The sequence below is a fragment of the Gemmatimonadota bacterium genome (genome assembly GCA_026706845.1).
In the GTDB taxonomy this organism is placed as follows: Bacteria; Latescibacterota; UBA2968; order UBA2968; family UBA2968; genus VXRD01.
The window spans coordinates 1-16,069 of the sequence record JAPOXY010000204.1 but is presented as its reverse complement, the minus strand read 5'-3'; the positions used below and the strand labels follow the sequence as shown (position 1 = coordinate 16,069).

Here is a 16,069-nt window from a genome sequence, read left to right as displayed (position 1 = left end):
GCTGGCGTCTATGGTGTGTGTTGCGCCAAAGGATTTCGCGTATTCCAGTTTGGCGGGGTTGATATCGATTGCTATGATGGGGTGTGCCTGGACGAGGGTTCCGCCCTGTATGACGTTCAGGCCGATTCCCCCGGTGCCGAATACGGCCATGCTCGCGCCAGGCGTTACGGCTGCGGTGTTGATGACGGATCCGACGCCGGTCATGACCGAGCAGCCGATTAGGGCTGCTACTTCGAGGGGCATGTCTTCCCGTATGGGGATCGCACAGGAGGCGGGCATGACGGAGTATGAGGCGTAGCTGCACGCGGGTCCGTAATGGTACACGGTTTGTCCTTTTATTTTCATTCTGGATGTGCCGTCCATTAATACCCCTTTGCCCGGCATCTGGCGTTCGCATAAGTGCGATAGGCCGGTTGCGCAGTAGTGACAGCGCCCGCAGGCCGGTGCCCAGGATAAGATGACGTGGTCGCTGGGTTTTACGTGTCGTACGCCTGGTCCCACTTCTTCTACGATTCCAGCCCCTTCATCGCCCAATACCATTGGCATTGGATATCCGGTCCAGCTTCCATCTACGACGTGCAGGCAGCTGTGACATACGCCAGTGGCGGTCATGCGTACCATGACTTCGTCTTCTTTCGGTCCTTCCAGGTCCAGGTCCGCCACTTCCAGCGGCCTTCCCGGCTCCCAAAGTAGTGATGCTTGCATTTTCATGGGGTGTCTCCTTTTAGATTAACTGATATTCTCCAATCTTAACCTACGACCTCCGGTTCTTCATTCGGCGAGCGGCCATCGGAATTGTTGACTTGAGAACCGCCCGGTGCAGCGATATATCCGTCTGGCAAAAGGGGGTCATTTGTTTCTGTCATCCATGCTTCCAATCGATGGCTCAGATCTTTTCGCACAGGTGCCAGGTCTTCCCGGTCGATGATGTTGTGCGCTTCATCGGGGTCGAATATGAGGTCGTATAACATTTCCTGATCGCGCGGCAATTTTTCCCAATTTTGATTGAGTAAGTACGCTTTTGTAGGTGTGTCATCTACGTTGGGCAATACGAGTTTGTCGCGGTTGTCGTATCGTCGAATGTATTTGTATCTTTCGGTGCGGATGCTCCGCATGGGTTCATACGCGGCGTGATACGTGACTTCTGAAAAGATTTCTTTCCGATGGCGGTCTTCATTTATCAGGGGATGTAGAGGTTTTCCCTGTACGTGGTCGGGTGTTTCTATGCCGGCAGCGCGATATGCCGTGGGTAACAGGTCCATCAGGCTGACCATCGCGTTTGCGACTTTCCCGCCTTCAAATCCACCCGGTCCGCGTATGATGAGGTACACGCCAATGCCGTGGTCTGTCAGGTTGCACATGTTGCGCGGAAATTGCAAGCCGTGATCGGCAAAGCAGAATACGAGGGTGTTGTCGGATAGGCCGGTTTCTTCGAGTGCTGCGAGTACGTTGCCGTAGTGGTTGTCCATGATGCGCGCAGAGGCTTTGTAGTCGGCTGTGTCTGCCCGGGTTTCCGGTGTGTCGGGCAGGGGACGAGGTGGGGTGCAGTATTGTTCGCGTTCTGCAGGGTATTTTTCCGGTTCGGCACTGTGAAATGGCCGGTGCGTTTCGTTTAAGCCGAGGTTGAGGAAGAAGGGTTGTTGGGGCGCGTTTTGCAAGAAATCTACGACGGCATCCGCGGGTTCGATCCATTTGGGCTGGCCGGGGTAATTTGTGTCCAGGCCAGAGAGGATTTCGTCGTATCCAATTGTGTCCAGGTCCGGTGCGGTGTGTTCTACGCCAGCGGTTGCGGTGAAGTAGCCGTGTGTCTTGAAGATGCGGGCTGCATGCCAGTCGTAATTCGTCATGGCAAAGCCGCGGTGTGCAAGGCCTGTCATGCCACAAGAGTGGGGGTACATGCCGGTTAAGAAGCTGGCTCTGCTGGGCGAACATGTGGGGGCTGTGGCATACGCCCGCCGAAATAAGACGCCTTGTTCTGCCAATCGCTGCATGTGCGGCGTTGGTACGGCGTGTCCGTAGGGTTCAATACAGGTTCCGGTGTTGTGCGAGTGCATAAATAAGATGTTTGGTCGATCGTTCATGCAATCCTTCCTTGTGGTGGGGCTTGTTTGTTCATATCTTAATCCGCCCATTGTAATGGATTTTTCGCGAGATTGAAATAGTTTTTTCACTTTGTTATGGATATTCACCCTCTTATCGCACATTTTCCCATTGCATTGCTGATCATCGGCGTTGTTTGCGATACAATTGGGATATTAAATGACCGCGATTTTTTTTTGAGAGCGGGGTTTTTGCTCTTTTCGCTCGGTGCTTTGACCGCGATTCCGGTCGCGCTTACCGGGGATAGTGCAGCCGAGGTCGCGCAACATATTGATGGTATTGCCGCAGATTTAGACGATCACGATTCGCTGGGTACGGTTACGACGTTTATAGCTGTTGCTCTGGCACTGGTACGCACGCATTTTGTTTTGAAGAAGAAATTTGTCGGGTTTGTTCGCTATGTGTATCTCGTTTTTGGTCTTGTTACCGCGGGTCTGGTGTGCGCGGCGGGATATACGGGTGGAAATCTGGTTTATTTTTACGGCGCTGGAACGCAGCCCGTTACGTCACAGATTGAGTTGGAGAAGCGCGTGCCGCGAGTCGATAGGTTTGAGAGCAGGTAGAGACAATGCCGATTTATCTCAAAAATCCGCACAGTATTCTGGCGGTGCTGGACAAGCGTCCGCAAGATGTGATTGAGATTCGATTGTCTTCCGGTCAGGGTGGTGGCGCGTGGAGAACTGTGCGAGAACAGGCAGAGGAGATCGGTGTGCGCGTTTTTGCCGGAGGGGGCGAGCGGCAGGGTCGGTCTCGTGGAGGAGATGCGGAAGCTGCGATTAAAGAACATTCGGGTTGTGATCTCGCGGAGATGTTTGCCGATAATGCGGGTCTTTTTTTGGCGCTGGATACGGTTCAGGATCCGCAAAATTTGGGGGCGATTTTTCGCACGGCGGCTTTTTTTGGGGTGCGCGGTGTTTTGCTTAGTCGAGATCGTTCCGCTTCGCTGACGGGCGCGGCATACGATGTTGCTTCAGGGGGCGTCGAGTATGTTCCGTTTTCTGTTCAGACGAATTTGAGCCGGGCGTTGGATGTGGCGAAGGATGCGGGTTTGTGGGTTTTGGGGACTTCTGAGCATGCGGAGAAGGATTTGAGCGCGTTTTCGGCGGATCGCTCCTGGCTTCTGGTGCTGGGAAATGAGGAGAGCGGTATGCGACGTCTTACGCGCGATAAGTGCGATGAGTTATGCCGCATTGCCCCTCGCGGTGCTGTCGGGTCTCTGAATGTGTCTGCCGCCGCCGCGATTTGTATGCATCATCTTCAGAAAGGAGATTATAATGCCAGATAAGAGACCAAATATTTTGCTTATTATGACGGATCAGCAGCGCGGCGATTGCCTGGGTATTGAGGGCCATCCCGTGTTGCAGACGCCCAATCTGGACTTTATGGCTGCGTCGGGGGTGCGTTTTCGCCATGCTTATTCGGCTTGTCCGGTGTGTGTGCCGGCTCGCCGCACGGTGATTACGGGGCGCAAGCCGAGCAATCACGGCGCGCTTCAAAATGCACAGGCGCCGCTACCGTGGCCGACGTTGCCCGGGGTTTTGCGCGATGCGGGGTATCGCACCCATCTTTCGGGCAAGGCCCACTGGGGTCCGCCTGCGAGGGAGCTGGGGTTTGATTCCGCAGAATGGGCGGATAGTCCGATTTCAGGGGTTGATAATGATTATCAGAAGTATGTGCGGGAGAATGGTGCGGCGTGGCACCGGGCTTCCGATGCGCACGGGATGTATAGCAATGGTTTTCCAGGGCGTCCGTGGCATTTGGATGAGCATTTGCATTTTACCAATTGGTGTACGCAGAAGGGGCTGGAGTTTATCGATTCGCAAAGGGGAGATCAGCCGTGGTTTTTGGCGGTCAATTTTATTCATCCGCACCAGCCGGTTACGCCGCCTGCGCATTATTTCGATAAGTATATGGCGATGGATTTGCCCGAGCCGTATGTGGGGGATTGGGCGCGGGTTTTCGACGGTCCGGTGCGGGGGTTGCAGCCGGAGTGCTGGCGCTTGTGTCTGGATCCTCCGGTTATGAAGGCGACGCGCGCGGGTTATTACGGGTGTATCGAACATATCGATCATCAGATTGCGCGTCTGGTGAGTAGTCGCGTGTTGCCGGATAATACGATTGTGGTGTTTGCTTCTGATCACGGAGAGATGCTGGGAGATCATCAGTGGCTGCGAAAGCGCAATCCCTTTGAGCCGTCTGCACGGGTTCCGCTGTTGATGAAGTTTCCCAGTAGTTTGGGGTTGCCGCAGGAGCAGGTGATCGATCGTCCGGTTGAGTTGATGGATATTATGCCGACGCTGCTCGATGCAGTGGGGGTTCCGATTCCCGATACGGTGGATGGGGAGAGTGTGTTGCCGATTGTTCGCGATTCACAAGCGGAATGGCGAGATTATGTGCACGGGGAGTGCGCGAGTGTGCCTACGTCGAATAGCGGGATGCAATACGTGACGGATGGGAAGCGCAAGTTCGCGTATTTGCCAGGGCAGGGGCGGGAGCTGTTTTTCGATGTGGAAAATGATCCATGCGAGATGACCAATCTGGCGGATGATCCCGGGTGGGCAGAGGAGGTCGCGATGTGGCGGTCCCGTCTTATTGGGGAGCTGGTCGGTCGCCCGGAGGGCTTTACAGATGGCGAACAACTTCTGGTGAAAGATGGCCCAACTGCGGGGAAGATTCCGGTGTGGGAAGGTTATGATGAGTGAAGCACTCGTCATCGCGGCATGAAGTTGAGCCGCGATCCAGAAGGTTTTATCTGCCTTTGATTTCGCCTTTGCTTTTCATCCTATTCATCCTTTCATCCTGCCCATCCTGATTCTGACTGGGGTTGCTTTTGCCTCAGATCTTTCCCAGTCATTTCATCGGGTTTTGGCAGGTTGAGGAGGGAGAGCAGGGTGGGGGCGACGTCGCGCAAGGTGCCGCCTTCGCGGAGTTTTCCCCTGTAGGTGGGGTCAACGAGTACAAAGGGTACGGGGTTGGTGGTGTGCGCGGTGTGGGGTTCGCCGGTGTCGTAGTGGATCATTTGTTCGGCGTTGCCGTGATCGGCGGTGACGATGGCTGCGCCGTTTGCGTTTTCTATGGCTTTGAGTACGCGGCCCAGGCAGGTGTCAACGGTGGTGACGGCGTGTATGGCGGCTTCGAGGATGCCGGTGTGGCCGACCATGTCGGGGTTGGCAAAGTTGCATATTGCGGCGTCGTATTGGTTGGATGCGATGGCTTCTGTGAATCGGTCTGCGATTTCAGGTGCGCTCATTTCGGGTTTGTGGTCGTAGGTGGGGACGTCTTTGGGGGATGGTACGAGGATGCGTTTTTCGCCGTCAAAGGGGGTTTCCCGTTGGCCGTTGAAGAAGAAGGTGACGTGGGCGTATTTTTCTGTTTCTGCGATGCGCAGTTGTCGTTTGTTGGCCCGGGCGATGACCGAGCCACAGATGTTGGGCATGTTTTGCGAGAGGGTTTCGGGGGGGTACGCGATACCTGTGACGGGTACGTCGGCTTCGTATCGGGTGAGGGTGGTGAAGTGTACGCTGGGCCAGGTGTGGCGTTGAAAGCCGTCGAAGTCTTTGAGTGTAAAGGCGCGGGTGATTTGCCGGGGTCTGTCGCCGCGGAAGTTGAAGAAGATGACGCTGTCCCCGTCTTTTATGGAAGGTTTGTCGGCGATGGCGATGGGCTTGATGAATTCGTCGGTTTCGCCGCGGTTGTAGGCGTTTTGTATGGCCGTGACGGGGTCGGTTTCTGCGATGCCTTTGCCCTGTGTGAGGAGGTCGTAGGCTATTTGGGTGCGTTCCCAGCGGTGGTCGCGGTCCATGGCGTAATACCGTCCGGATATGGATGCTACGCGGCCAATGCCATGGATTTTGAACATGGCGAGGAGTTCGCGCATGCGGTGGATTGCGCTTTGGGACGGTGTGTCGCGTCCGTCTGTGAAGGCGTGGATGAAGAGGCGGTCTGAGGGGAGGCCGCGTTCGGCTGCCATTTTGATGAGGCCCTCGTAGTGACTGGGCCATGAGTGTACGCCGCCGTCGGAGACGAGGCCGATGAGGTGGAGGTTGCGGTTGTGGTTTTTGATGCGGTCTATGGCGGCGATTAGAGCTTCGTTTTTGTACAGGCTGCCGTCTCGTATGCGGTCGTCTATCTGGGTCATGGCTTGCAGGACTGTGCGTCCCGCGCCGAGGTTGAGGTGGCCGACTTCGGAGTTGCCCATGAGTCCGTCGGGTAGTCCGACTGCGCGTCCAGAGGTGTCGAGGGTGGTGTGGGCGCAATTGGCCCAGATGCGGTCCATTGTCGGGGTGCTGGCAAGGGCCACGGCGTTGTGGTCCCGGCGCGGGTTTAATCCCCAGCCGTCGAGGATGATGAGTGCGACAAAACGTTGGTTTGACATAATGGTGGATTTTGGATAGGGGTTGGTGATTAGTAGTTGGCGGTCAGAAAGTATAAGTTCTGCTCGTTATAATCAAGTGCGAAGCGCGGGAGAGTGTATAAAAGGGTTTGAAAATACGGGTTGTTGTGGTATTTTTCTTTGATTATGGATAAAAATAAATATCCCGAGGGTTGGAATCAGAAGCGCGTCCAGGAGGTCATTGACCATGTCGAATCCCGGACAGAAGAAGAGACCATTGCTGAAGATGATACCGCCTTTGAGCAAGGTTATACCGCTATGCAGGTTCCCCACAAACTGGTACCTATCGTGCGTCAACTCATCGTTATGGTAGATGAGAAAAGCGATGTCTCTATCTGACGTAGTGCTCTGAATGATTCGTATTTTCTGAGAAAGTAGCTTGAAACCTTTTAGAGAAGGATCAGTTTATGAGTCAAACGCATAATCCTTTGAATTCGCGCGATACACTTTCTACTATGGCGGGTGATCTCGCGATTTTTCGGCTGGATCGGTTGGAGGTTGATGGGGTTGGGGCGGTGTCGGATTTGCCGTTTTCCGTGCGGGTGCTGCTCGAGGCGGCGTTGCGCAATCTGGATGGGTATCAGGTGCGGGAGGAGGATGTGGAGACGCTGGCGAATTGGACCAATCCCAATCCGATAGAGATACCGTTTAAGCCCGCGCGGGTGGTGTTGCAGGATTTTACGGGTGTGCCTTCGCTGGTGGATCTGGCGGCGTTGCGTTCGGCTATGGGACGCATGGGGGGCGATGCAAAGCGGGTTGAGCCGCTGATTCCGGTGGATCTGGTTGTGGATCATTCGGTGCAGGTGGATAGTTTTGCAAATTCGGATGCGTTGCGGAGAAATGCAGAGATCGAGTTTGAGCGCAATCGGGAGCGGTACGAGTTTTTGCGCTGGGGTGCGAATGCTTTCGAGAGTTTCAGGGTGGTGCCGCCGCTGACGGGTATTGTGCATCAGGTCAATCTGGAGTATCTGGCGAAGGGGGTTATTGTCCGGGATGGCGTGGCTTTTCCCGATAGTCTGGTGGGGGCAGATTCTCATACGACGATGATTAATGGCCTGGGTGTGGTGGGCTGGGGTGTGGGGGGTATTGAGGCGGAGGCGGTGATGCTGGGGCAGCCGATTTATATGCTGACGCCCGAGGTTGTCGGGTTCAAATTGGATGGGCAGTTGCCCGAGGGTACGACGGCGACGGATTTGACGTTGACGGTGGTTCAGATGTTGCGCGAGAAGGGCGTGGTGGATAAGTTTGTCGAGTTTTACGGTACGGGATTGACGGGTATTGGGCTGGCTGATCGCGCGACGATTGCAAATATGGCGCCGGAATACGGGGCGACGATGGGGTTTTTCCCGGTGGATGATGAGACGCTGCGCTATTTGGCGCGCACGGGTCGCACGGCGGAAGAGGTGGATGTGGTTGAGCGGTACGCGAAGGAGCAGGGTTTGTTCCGTACAGATGATACGCCGGAGCCGCGGTTTACGGATGCGCTTGAACTGGATTTGAGTACGGTGGAGCCGAGTTTGGCGGGTCCAAAACGGCCGCAGGATCGCATTGCGCTGGGGCAGATGAAGGATGCGTTTGAGGGCGCGTTGCGCGCACCCGTGGGCAATAGTGGTTTTGGGCTGGATGATGATGAGGTTCAAAAGAGGACGAATGGCGCGCTGGGGCACGGGGCGGTGGTGATTGCCGCGATTACGAGTTGTACCAATACGAGCAATCCGTCTGTGATGGTGGCCGCTGGTTTGTTGGCGAAGAAGGCGGCGGAGAAGGGGTTGAAGGTTCACGCGCATGTGAAGACGAGTCTGGCACCGGGTTCGCGCGTGGTGTCGGATTATCTCGACCAGGCGGGTTTGACGCCGTATTTGGAGCAGCTCGGGTTTCATACGGTGGGGTATGGCTGTACGACGTGTATTGGCAATAGTGGCCCGTTGCCCGATCCGGTGGTTGCCGCGATTCACGAGGATGATCTGGTCGCTGCGTCGGTGTTGAGTGGGAATCGCAATTTTGAAGGTCGCGTGCATCCGCATGTGAAGGCGAATTATCTGGCGTCGCCGCCGCTGGTTGTGGCTTATGCTCTGGCGGGGCGGGTGGATCTGGATTTGACTGCCGAGCCGATAGGTGTGGATGGGGATGGCAATGCGGTGTTTTTGCGCGATCTCTGGCCCAGTCAGGATGAGATTGGCGATACGATTGCACGGGCGCTCAAGCCGGATATGTTTGAGGCGCGTTATGGCAATGTGTTTGAGGGCAATGAGATGTGGAATGCGGTTGGCGGGCAAGAGGGGGATCTCTATGGGTGGCAGGCGGAGAGTACTTATGTGCAGGAGCCGCCGTTTTTTGTGGATTTATCGCCGGAGTTAGACGCGATTACAGATATTAGAGGTGCGCGGGTGCTGGCGCGATTGGGCGATTCGGTGACGACGGATCACATTTCTCCGGCGGGTTCGATTGCGGTGGATAGTCCGGCGGGGCAGTTTTTGATTGCTCGAGGGGTTGCGCCGAAGGATTTCAATTCTTATGGTTCGCGGCGGGGTAATCACGAGGTGATGATGCGGGGTACGTTTGCGAATATTCGCATTCGCAATTCGCTGGCGCCAGGGACAGAGGGCGGGGTGACGGTGCATCTGCCTTCGGGTGAGCAGATGAGTATTTACGATGCGGCGATGCAGTATGTGGATGAGGGCGTGCCGTCGATTGTGATCGCGGGCGCGGAGTACGGTTCGGGGTCGTCGCGCGATTGGGCGGCTAAGGGTCCGTTACTTCTGGGCGTGCGCGCGGTGCTTGTGGAGAGTTTTGAACGCATTCACCGCAGCAATCTGGTGGGTATGGGGGTGTTGCCGCTGGAGTTTGTGGCGGGCGAGAATGCCGAGTCGCTGGGGCTTACGGGGCGGGAGGTGTACGATATTACGGGTCTGAGCGATGATTTGCAGCCTTTGCAAGATGTGACGGTGACGGCGACGGATGAGGATGGGAATGTGAAGTCGTTTTCTGCGACGGTGCGTATCGATACGCCCGTGGAGATCGATTATTATCGCAATGGGGGGATTTTGCATACGGTGTTGCGGGGTTTTTTGAAGGGGTGAAAGAGCGAAGGTAAAGAAAAGCCGGGTACATCTGTGTGATGTGCCCGGCTTTTTTATTTTAGAAAATATGCGTCCTGTTCTTTGCGTATTGTCCAGAGGGGGTCGTTGTCTTCTGGTTGAATCGCGCTTGCTGTGATGAATGCGCCAGCGGGGATGTCCCGGCTTAGCGTATTGCCGTTGGCCATGTGAAAGGGCAGGGGGTTGTCGGGCGCGACGGGTAGCGCAGGGCGCATGAGGTATTCGATGTTTTTGCTGTGGTCGTTGCCGATCTGGTCGCCGGCTTTGAGGGGTTCTTTTGCACGGCCCACAACGTCGAAGGAGGGGCGATAGTCGGTGGTGCCCGTGGGCAGGTTTAAGAGGCCCGCGACGAGTGTTGTGATGGGTGTTTCAACGCCGCAGAGGTGATAGGGTCGGTAGATGAGGGCTGTGGTGCCTTTTTTGTTGGGGATGAGTCCTTTGGTGGTGAGGATGTGGCGGGAGTAGGCGTTTTCACAGGCGATGACGATGAAGACGCCGCCGCCGAGGCCGGGTTCGTTTGCCTGGCGCAGGCAGGAGACGCAGTCGATGACGCCGCGGTGGGATAAGATGCCGCCGTCTTCTTTGGGTGCGAGGACTTCGGGTATCTCAACGGTGCGGACTACGGGGGTGTGCAGGGTGTCTATATCGGGTATGAGGCCGGTGGCATTGGCGGCGATGGTGAGTTCGGTGATGTCGTAACCGGCGATGGAGCCGAGTTCGCCCATGATCTGGCGGCGTTGTGCGATGTGAGCCGAGGGATTTTGGGCGGAGAATATCTGTTCGTCGGGGATCTGGATTTTGCCCCTGGACCATACGATGGCGTTGGTTTGCGGGTCGTAAACGCGGTCGGAGTCGAGTGATTTGCCCCCGCAGAGGACTTCGAGGCCCAGGCTGCGCGCCCATTGTACGAGGCCCATGAGCAGGCCGTGCTGGTCGCCGTCAACAGCGGTATAGACGCGTCCGGCTTTGTCTGCGAGGTGTTTGAGGATGGGTCCGACGGTGACGTCGGTTTCTTTGGATACCATGGCGACGTGTTTGCCGTGTCGGATGGCTTCTATGCCGTGTTTTGCGCCTGCACTGGGGACGCCTGTGGATTCGACGATGACGTCGAGGGGCAGGTCCATCATTTGCATGGCGTCGGTGAGGATGACGTGTTTGCCCTGTTCGATGGCTTTGGCTGCCTGTTGGGTGGTGTCGCAGATGATGGTTTTGTCGGTGTCCAGGCCCGCGTGATGATATGCATTTTGGGCTGCGTCCGGGTTTGTGTCGCAGACGACGGGTACGTCGAGTTGATCGACGACGCGCGATTGTGTGACGAGGGCTGTGGCGTAATGTCCGGTGCCGATGACGCCGACGCGTACGGTGCGGTCAATTTGGGCGAAGAGCTGGTGATAGATCATGGTGGTTTTCCGGGGGTTATGGTATTGCGATTACGCGGGCCGGTGCGCCGTCGGCTTCGGGGATTTTTAAGGGTAGGGCGAAGAAGGATACGCGGTCTGTCGTGAGCATGCCGGTGTTGCAGATGTATTCGATGAGGATGATGCCTTCGCGCAAGAGTATGTCGTGGGTTACAAATTCGGAAAGGGGTGCTCGCTGCCCACTGAGTAACTGGCGGATGGGGTAGTCCTGCGGAAAGTCAAATGCGATGGCGCGGATGTTTTGTGCACGCAGCCATTTTGCGGCGGGGCGCGACATGTAGGGCGCGCGGGTCCAGAATTCGGGGGTTTGATGCGATTCTACTTCGTCCCACCGCGTTTTCATGACGACGATGTCTCCAGGCCGTATGTGCTGTCCGGCAGCGCGAATTTGTGCTTCGCTGATCGGCGTTTCTGGCGCGATGCCCGAGAGATCGACGACTGCGGCTTGCCCCACGATTTGGTCGAGTTCGGTTTCGCTGGTGGTGGGTCCTTCCGGGAACATGTGGCGCGGTGCATCGACGTGTGTAAATCCGTGGACGGCCCATCCCATGTGGGTCACTTGCGCCATGTCGCCGGTTTCAAAACTGCTTTTGAGGCTGCGCTCAACGGGCCAGCGGAAGTGGTCGGCAATGGGCATGGTGAGGTCGATGATGGACATTGTTAGATGTTTTCACGCGTTTCGAGTAAGGCTATGATTTGCAATGCGGCCTCTTGTGGGGTGGTGTCAACGGTGTGTATGACGAGTTCGGGGTTTTCAGGGGGTTCATAGGGGTCAGAGATGCCGGTGAAGTTGGGTATTTCACCTGTGCGCGCTTTTTTGTACAGGCCCTTTGGGTCGCGTTCTTCACATACGTCGAGCGGGGTGTTGATGAATACTTCGATGAAGTCTTTGTCTTCCATGAGTTCGCGCACGCCGTCGCGGTCGGTGCGATAGGGGCTTACAAAGCTGGATAGGGTGATGATTCCGGCGTCGGCAAAGAGTTTGCCGACTTCGCCGATGCGGCGGATGTTTTCAGCGCGGTCTTCGGCTGAGAATCCGAGGTTTTTGTTGAGGCCGTGGCGGATGTTGTCGCCGTCGAGTACATAGGCCAGGTGCCCGCGTTCGATCAGGGCGTGTTCTGCGGTGAATGCAATGGTGCTTTTGCCCGAGCTGGGCAGTCCGGTGAGCCAGATGAGTGCGCCTTTTTGTTCGAGCAGGTCTTCGCGCTGTTTGCGCGCGACATGGCCTTCGTGCCAGACGATGTTGGTGGCTTTTACTTCGGTCAAGAGATTCCTCCTGGTAAGGGTTAGGGTTGTGTTTCAGGTGTTTAAGATACCAAATTTTGGGTGTGAGGATGTAAGAATATTTAGCGGTCAGTAGTCAGTGGTCAGTTATCTATTGTAAGGGCGAGGCATGCCTCGCCCGTCATCGCGGCATGGTTTTGAGCCGCGATCCAGAAGGTTTTTTCTATTGTCGTTGTGCTCCTTGTGGTATAATTTAACGATTACACAACGAGACACGCAATTGGAGGGAGAAGCCATGGCTGATCGAAAGAAGATAGCAGCGGTGATTACGTCGTATTTTCCGCGGTCACATGCCGATGTGATTGTGACGAAGTTTTTGAAGGGGTTTCCAACCGATGACGGGTTGCTTTCGCCAGAGGTGGATGTGGTGTCGATGTATCTGGATCAGGTGCATTTTGGAGAGGATATCGGGTGCGCGATTGCCGAGGAATTCGGTGTGCCGATGTACGGGAGTATTAACCAGGCGTTGACTTTGGGTGGTGATGAGCTGGCGGTGGATGGGGTGTTGCTGATTGGCGAGCACGGCGATTATCCGTGGAATGAGAAAGAGCAACATATGTATCCGCGGAAGTATTTTTTTGAGCAGATTTGCGGGGTGTTCGCGTCGTCGGGGCGGTCTGTTCCGGTGTTTAGCGATAAGCATCTTTCGTATAATTGGCACGATGCAAAGTGGATGTACGATCGCGCGCGGGAGCTGGAGGTGCCGTTTATGGCGGGGTCGTCTCTTCCGCTTGCATGGCGCAAGCCGTGGCTTGAGTATGAGCTGGATACGGAGATTGAGTCGGCGATTTCGGTGGCTTTTGGCGGGCTTGATTCTTATGGTTTTCACGCGCTGGAGACGCTGCAGTGTATGGTTGAGCGCCGCGTGGGAGGGGAGACGGGGATTGTGGCGGTGCAGTGTTTGGAGGGGGATGATGTCTGGGCGTCAGATGCGTGGGATCGCGATTTGTACGCGGCGGCGATAGAGCATATTGAGGCGAAAGAAGATGGCGATGCGCGCGATCATTGCGAGAATCCGGCTGTTTTTTTGATAGAGTATGCAGATGGGTTGAAGGCGGCGACGTTTATGTTGAATGGGTACACGCGGGGGAAGGGTTTTGCGGCGCGGCGCGGGGGAGAGGTGGATAATATGCGCGTTTTTTTGCCGGATAATCCGCATGCGCATTTCAGTTATTTGAGTTTGAATATTCAACAGATGTTTTTGACGGGTAAGCCGCAGTATCCGGTTGAGCGCACGTTGCTGATTTCCGGTGCGCTGGAGGCGTTGATAGATTCGCGGTATGAGGGGTACAGGCGGATTGAGACGCCGCATCTGGATGTATCTTATTGTTCTTATGAGGCGATGCCGATTCGGCCCACGAGTCCCGATCCGATAGGCGCGAGTCTGGTGCCGTTTGAGTGATTTGTGTCTCCAAACGAAGGATAGTGGTGTCAAAAAGCTGATGATTTTTTCTGTCATTGCGGCATGATTTTGAGCCGCAATCCAGCCTTTTTTAGAAAACTTATGGACGATTCTTTATTATTAAAGTGCGTTAAAAATCCTGAACACAAGAGGACTTATACGATTGATTTTGAGTCGTCGGAGTTTACGGCGCTGTACGCGGTGACGGGGCAGCCGATTTTTGCGACGGTTTCGATTTCTTATGTGCCGGGAGAGGTGTGTGTGGAGCAGATGTCGTTGAAGCGGTATTTGGGGTCGTTTCGAGATGAGAAGGTGTTTTACGAGGGTGTGGTTAATAAAATTGTGGATGATTTTGTAGCGGCCTGCGATCCTCTATCGTTAGATGTGACGGGTGATTTTGCAGTGCGGGGTGGTATTGAGACGCGGGTGTCTGTGATGTACGAGCGCGAGGATGAGGGATGAGTTCACTATTAGAGGCGTTTGATAATCCGAATCCAGAGCGGCGTTATACGATTGAGTTTACGTTTCCGGAGTTTACGTCGCTGTGTCCCAAGACGGGGCAGCCGGATTTTGCGACGATTGTGATCTGGTATGTGCCGGGTCCGCGATGCGTGGAGTTGCGGTCGCTGAAGCACTATTTCTGGTCGTTCCGAGATCAGGGGATTTATATGGAGCCTGTGACGAATCAGATTTTGAACGATCTGGTAGATCTGTGCGATCCGGTCGAGATGGAGGTGATCAGCCGTTTCAATATTCGCGGGGGTGTAGATCACGAGATTACAGCGTCGTATCAGCGGGCAGATGAGGAGGGATCTGTTTGATGTCAGGTCTCAAGGATAGGCGTCATGTGTCAGATCTGGCGCGTGAGATTGAGCGTCTGGTTGCACAGGGTGAATTGTGGCCGGGCTTTGATCCGCTCGCGATTCCTCTTGTTTTTTACGATGGTGACGATACATACCTTTTTCGATGTTCGGAGGTTCCCGAGGGTTTCAGGAAGATGCGGGTTGGTGAATGCGATGTGCTTGTGTACGATGGACGCTATCCAGTCGTGACTGCCAGCAGTGTTGTCGAGATTGCGGGAATGCCGGCAGCCAGTGTTATGTTCGATGGATCGGCAAATCAAGTGCCGACAGTTATAGCTTCGTTAGCAATTCACGAGGCGTTTCATGTCTATCAACAAGCTTGCCATCCCACCTGGCAGGGAAACGAAGTTGTGCTTTATCTTTATCCGGTAGATGATGCGAATTTGCTGTCTCTTCGGCGGATGGAGACAGAGGCGTTGCGACGGGCGCTCTCTGCGAATGGGTCCGAGGAGAAGCGATGTTGGACGCTGCGGGCACTCAGGACGCGGCAGGATCGATATGCGGGGATGGCGCCAGAATTTTCCACCTATGAACGAGGGACGGAGTTGCTGGAAGGACTTGCCTCTTATGTGGAGGCGATGTCTGTGGATCGGATGAGCGTGGATTTGCCACGGGAGGGTTATGCCGCGAATGAGGTGCGCGGACGCTGCTACGAGATAGGGCATGCGCTTGCGGTTTTGCTCGATGCGTTTGCGCCAATGTGGAAGACGATGTTTGAAGCGGATGATGAGCAGGCGTTGGATTTATATCTTTTAGAGGTTCTCGAAAAGAGCGGGCGTCAGTGTGGTGACTTTACCGAAGCGGAGATCGCACATTTTGAAGCTGTTGCAAGAGAAGATGTGCAGAATCTGCTTGCACAGCGGTCTGAGGAAAAGCGGGCGTTTGATTCACAGGTGGGCATGCGCCTGTCTGTCATAGCATCTGATACAGTTCCTCTGTGGGTGAATGGTACGGATCCGAGTAATCTCAGGATTGTAGAGGGGGGTGTGCTCCATACGCGGTTCGTTCACATCTGTCACGAGAGTGGTCAATTGGAGATGCTGACGGATAGGATGGATGATGTTGTGGCGCTGACTGTGGCAGTGGGTCCCCATCCACTGATGAATGGCGTTCTGAGGTTGACGATAGCGGGGCTTGATGCATTAGAGGTGGTGTTTGACGATGGGGCGGTGAATATTTCTGGCTCTGGTCTGACTGCCCAATTCACCAACGCAACCGTGGATGAAAATGATGGGGAGGTTACGGTTTACTTGGAGTGAGATGGGGATTGATAGTGGTGGATTTTCACCTACTTGTACATTACTTAAAAAAGAATCGCTCTACTCTCCGCTTCAAAATCAGGCGATTATAACAGGGCAATGCTAAAAAAAACGCCGACAGGACTTGCTTAATTCTAAAAGGTCTGTTGTGACTACTCCCAACGCTGAAGCAGTTGGGCTTCTTGGCGGTCAATCCGCCTGACGTTGTAGCCCCAACGTCAATATGTTTATCGCAGCATTGTGGTCTCTGTC

15 protein-coding genes are annotated in these 16,069 nt (G+C 55.1%); 9 read left to right on the top strand and 6 right to left on the bottom strand.

Annotated elements, in window-relative coordinates; genetic code table 11:
- Both OXG87_18505 and OXG87_18500 read right to left on the bottom strand, forming a co-directional pair.
- On the bottom strand, positions 1-711 hold a 711-nt coding region (locus tag OXG87_18505; protein ID MCY3871546.1), incomplete at its 3' end, for an alcohol dehydrogenase catalytic domain-containing protein.
- Between the two features lie 38 nt (positions 712-749).
- Positions 750-2,081: a sulfatase gene (locus OXG87_18500; protein ID MCY3871545.1), complete on the bottom strand. Its 1,332-nt coding sequence runs from the start codon at positions 2,079-2,081 to the stop codon at positions 750-752.
- A gap of 96 nt (positions 2,082-2,177) precedes the next feature.
- Between OXG87_18500 and OXG87_18495 the strand changes: the two genes are divergently transcribed.
- From OXG87_18495 to OXG87_18485, 3 genes are read left to right on the top strand one after another with little or no spacing between them, the layout of a single operon-like run.
- Positions 2,178-2,663, top strand: a complete 486-nt coding sequence (locus OXG87_18495) for a DUF2231 domain-containing protein (protein ID MCY3871544.1) — start codon at positions 2,178-2,180, stop codon at positions 2,661-2,663.
- Between the two features lie 5 nt (positions 2,664-2,668).
- Positions 2,669-3,385, top strand: coding sequence for an RNA methyltransferase (locus OXG87_18490; GenBank protein ID MCY3871543.1), 717 nt, complete (start codon positions 2,669-2,671; stop codon positions 3,383-3,385).
- Positions 3,375-4,802 carry a sulfatase-like hydrolase/transferase gene (locus tag OXG87_18485; protein MCY3871542.1) on the top strand — a complete coding sequence of 476 codons (1,428 nt, stop codon included), beginning with the start codon at positions 3,375-3,377 and terminating at the stop codon, positions 4,800-4,802. Before OXG87_18490 ends, OXG87_18485 begins: the two co-directional genes overlap by 11 nt.
- Positions 4,803-4,894: 92 nt before the next feature.
- On the opposite strand, the gene gpmI is transcribed toward OXG87_18485, so the two are convergent.
- Complete coding sequence (gene gpmI / locus OXG87_18480; GenBank protein ID MCY3871541.1) at positions 4,895-6,475, bottom strand: 2,3-bisphosphoglycerate-independent phosphoglycerate mutase; 1,581 nt, start codon at positions 6,473-6,475, stop codon at positions 4,895-4,897.
- Between the two features lie 144 nt (positions 6,476-6,619).
- Between gpmI and OXG87_18475 the strand changes: the two genes are divergently transcribed.
- A complete protein-coding gene (locus OXG87_18475; protein MCY3871540.1) occupies positions 6,620-6,832 on the top strand; it encodes a hypothetical protein in 213 nt (70 codons plus the stop codon).
- A 68-nt stretch (positions 6,833-6,900) separates the two neighbouring features.
- Positions 6,901-9,573 (top strand): aconitate hydratase AcnA, encoded by a 2,673-nt coding sequence (gene acnA, locus OXG87_18470; GenBank protein MCY3871539.1) that lies wholly within the window; start codon positions 6,901-6,903, stop codon positions 9,571-9,573.
- A gap of 53 nt (positions 9,574-9,626) precedes the next feature.
- Here the strand turns inward: acnA and OXG87_18465 are convergent, their stop codons facing one another.
- From OXG87_18465 to cysC, 3 genes are read right to left on the bottom strand one after another with little or no spacing between them, the layout of a single operon-like run.
- Positions 9,627-10,991 (bottom strand): flagellar biosynthesis protein FlgA, encoded by a 1,365-nt coding sequence (locus OXG87_18465; GenBank protein MCY3871538.1) that lies wholly within the window; start codon positions 10,989-10,991, stop codon positions 9,627-9,629.
- A gap of 16 nt (positions 10,992-11,007) precedes the next feature.
- Positions 11,008-11,667 carry a cyclase family protein gene (locus OXG87_18460; protein ID MCY3871537.1) on the bottom strand — a complete coding sequence of 220 codons (660 nt, stop codon included), beginning with the start codon at positions 11,665-11,667 and terminating at the stop codon, positions 11,008-11,010.
- Between the two features lie 2 nt (positions 11,668-11,669).
- Positions 11,670-12,275, bottom strand: a complete 606-nt coding sequence (cysC, locus tag OXG87_18455; GenBank protein MCY3871536.1) for an adenylyl-sulfate kinase — start codon at positions 12,273-12,275, stop codon at positions 11,670-11,672.
- A gap of 253 nt (positions 12,276-12,528) precedes the next feature.
- On the opposite strand from cysC, the gene OXG87_18450 reads away from it, so the two are divergent.
- The 4 genes from OXG87_18450 (at position 12,529) to OXG87_18435 (ending at position 15,817) form a co-directional block, all read left to right on the top strand.
- Complete coding sequence (locus OXG87_18450; GenBank protein MCY3871535.1) at positions 12,529-13,695, top strand: hypothetical protein; 1,167 nt, start codon at positions 12,529-12,531, stop codon at positions 13,693-13,695.
- A gap of 102 nt (positions 13,696-13,797) precedes the next feature.
- Positions 13,798-14,157 (top strand): preQ(1) synthase, encoded by a 360-nt coding sequence (gene queF / locus OXG87_18445; protein ID MCY3871534.1) that lies wholly within the window; start codon positions 13,798-13,800, stop codon positions 14,155-14,157.
- Entirely contained in the window at positions 14,154-14,516 is a 363-nt protein-coding gene (gene queF / locus OXG87_18440; GenBank protein ID MCY3871533.1) for a preQ(1) synthase, read from the top strand. The genes queF (OXG87_18445) and queF (OXG87_18440) overlap by 4 nt, the downstream gene beginning before the upstream one ends.
- The gene (locus tag OXG87_18435; protein MCY3871532.1) at positions 14,516-15,817 is read left to right on the top strand and encodes a hypothetical protein; all 1,302 of its coding nucleotides are present in this window, start codon (positions 14,516-14,518) and stop codon (positions 15,815-15,817) included. The genes queF (OXG87_18440) and OXG87_18435 overlap by 1 nt, the downstream gene beginning before the upstream one ends.
- Positions 15,818-16,069: the final 252 nt, after the last annotated feature.

Excerpts from the sequence above, each read along its gene's own strand:
- OXG87_18500 (MCY3871545.1), bottom strand. The coding sequence starts at position 2,081 with ATGAACGATCGACCAAACATCTTATTTATGCACTCGCACAACACCGGA.
- OXG87_18495 (MCY3871544.1), top strand. The coding sequence starts at position 2,178 with ATGGATATTCACCCTCTTATCGCACATTTTCCCATTGCATTGCTGATC.
- OXG87_18490 (MCY3871543.1), top strand. The coding sequence starts at position 2,669 with ATGCCGATTTATCTCAAAAATCCGCACAGTATTCTGGCGGTGCTGGAC.
- OXG87_18485 (MCY3871542.1), top strand. The coding sequence starts at position 3,375 with ATGCCAGATAAGAGACCAAATATTTTGCTTATTATGACGGATCAGCAG.
- gpmI (MCY3871541.1), bottom strand. The coding sequence starts at position 6,475 with ATGTCAAACCAACGTTTTGTCGCACTCATCATCCTCGACGGCTGGGGA.
- OXG87_18475 (MCY3871540.1), top strand. The coding sequence starts at position 6,620 with ATGGATAAAAATAAATATCCCGAGGGTTGGAATCAGAAGCGCGTCCAG.
- acnA (MCY3871539.1), top strand. The coding sequence starts at position 6,901 with ATGAGTCAAACGCATAATCCTTTGAATTCGCGCGATACACTTTCTACT.
- OXG87_18465 (MCY3871538.1), bottom strand. The coding sequence starts at position 10,991 with ATGATCTATCACCAGCTCTTCGCCCAAATTGACCGCACCGTACGCGTC.
- OXG87_18460 (MCY3871537.1), bottom strand. The coding sequence starts at position 11,667 with ATGTCCATCATCGACCTCACCATGCCCATTGCCGACCACTTCCGCTGG.
- OXG87_18450 (MCY3871535.1), top strand. The coding sequence starts at position 12,529 with ATGGCTGATCGAAAGAAGATAGCAGCGGTGATTACGTCGTATTTTCCG.
- queF (MCY3871534.1), top strand. The coding sequence starts at position 13,798 with ATGGACGATTCTTTATTATTAAAGTGCGTTAAAAATCCTGAACACAAG.
- queF (MCY3871533.1), top strand. The coding sequence starts at position 14,154 with ATGAGTTCACTATTAGAGGCGTTTGATAATCCGAATCCAGAGCGGCGT.
- OXG87_18435 (MCY3871532.1), top strand. The coding sequence starts at position 14,516 with ATGTCAGGTCTCAAGGATAGGCGTCATGTGTCAGATCTGGCGCGTGAG.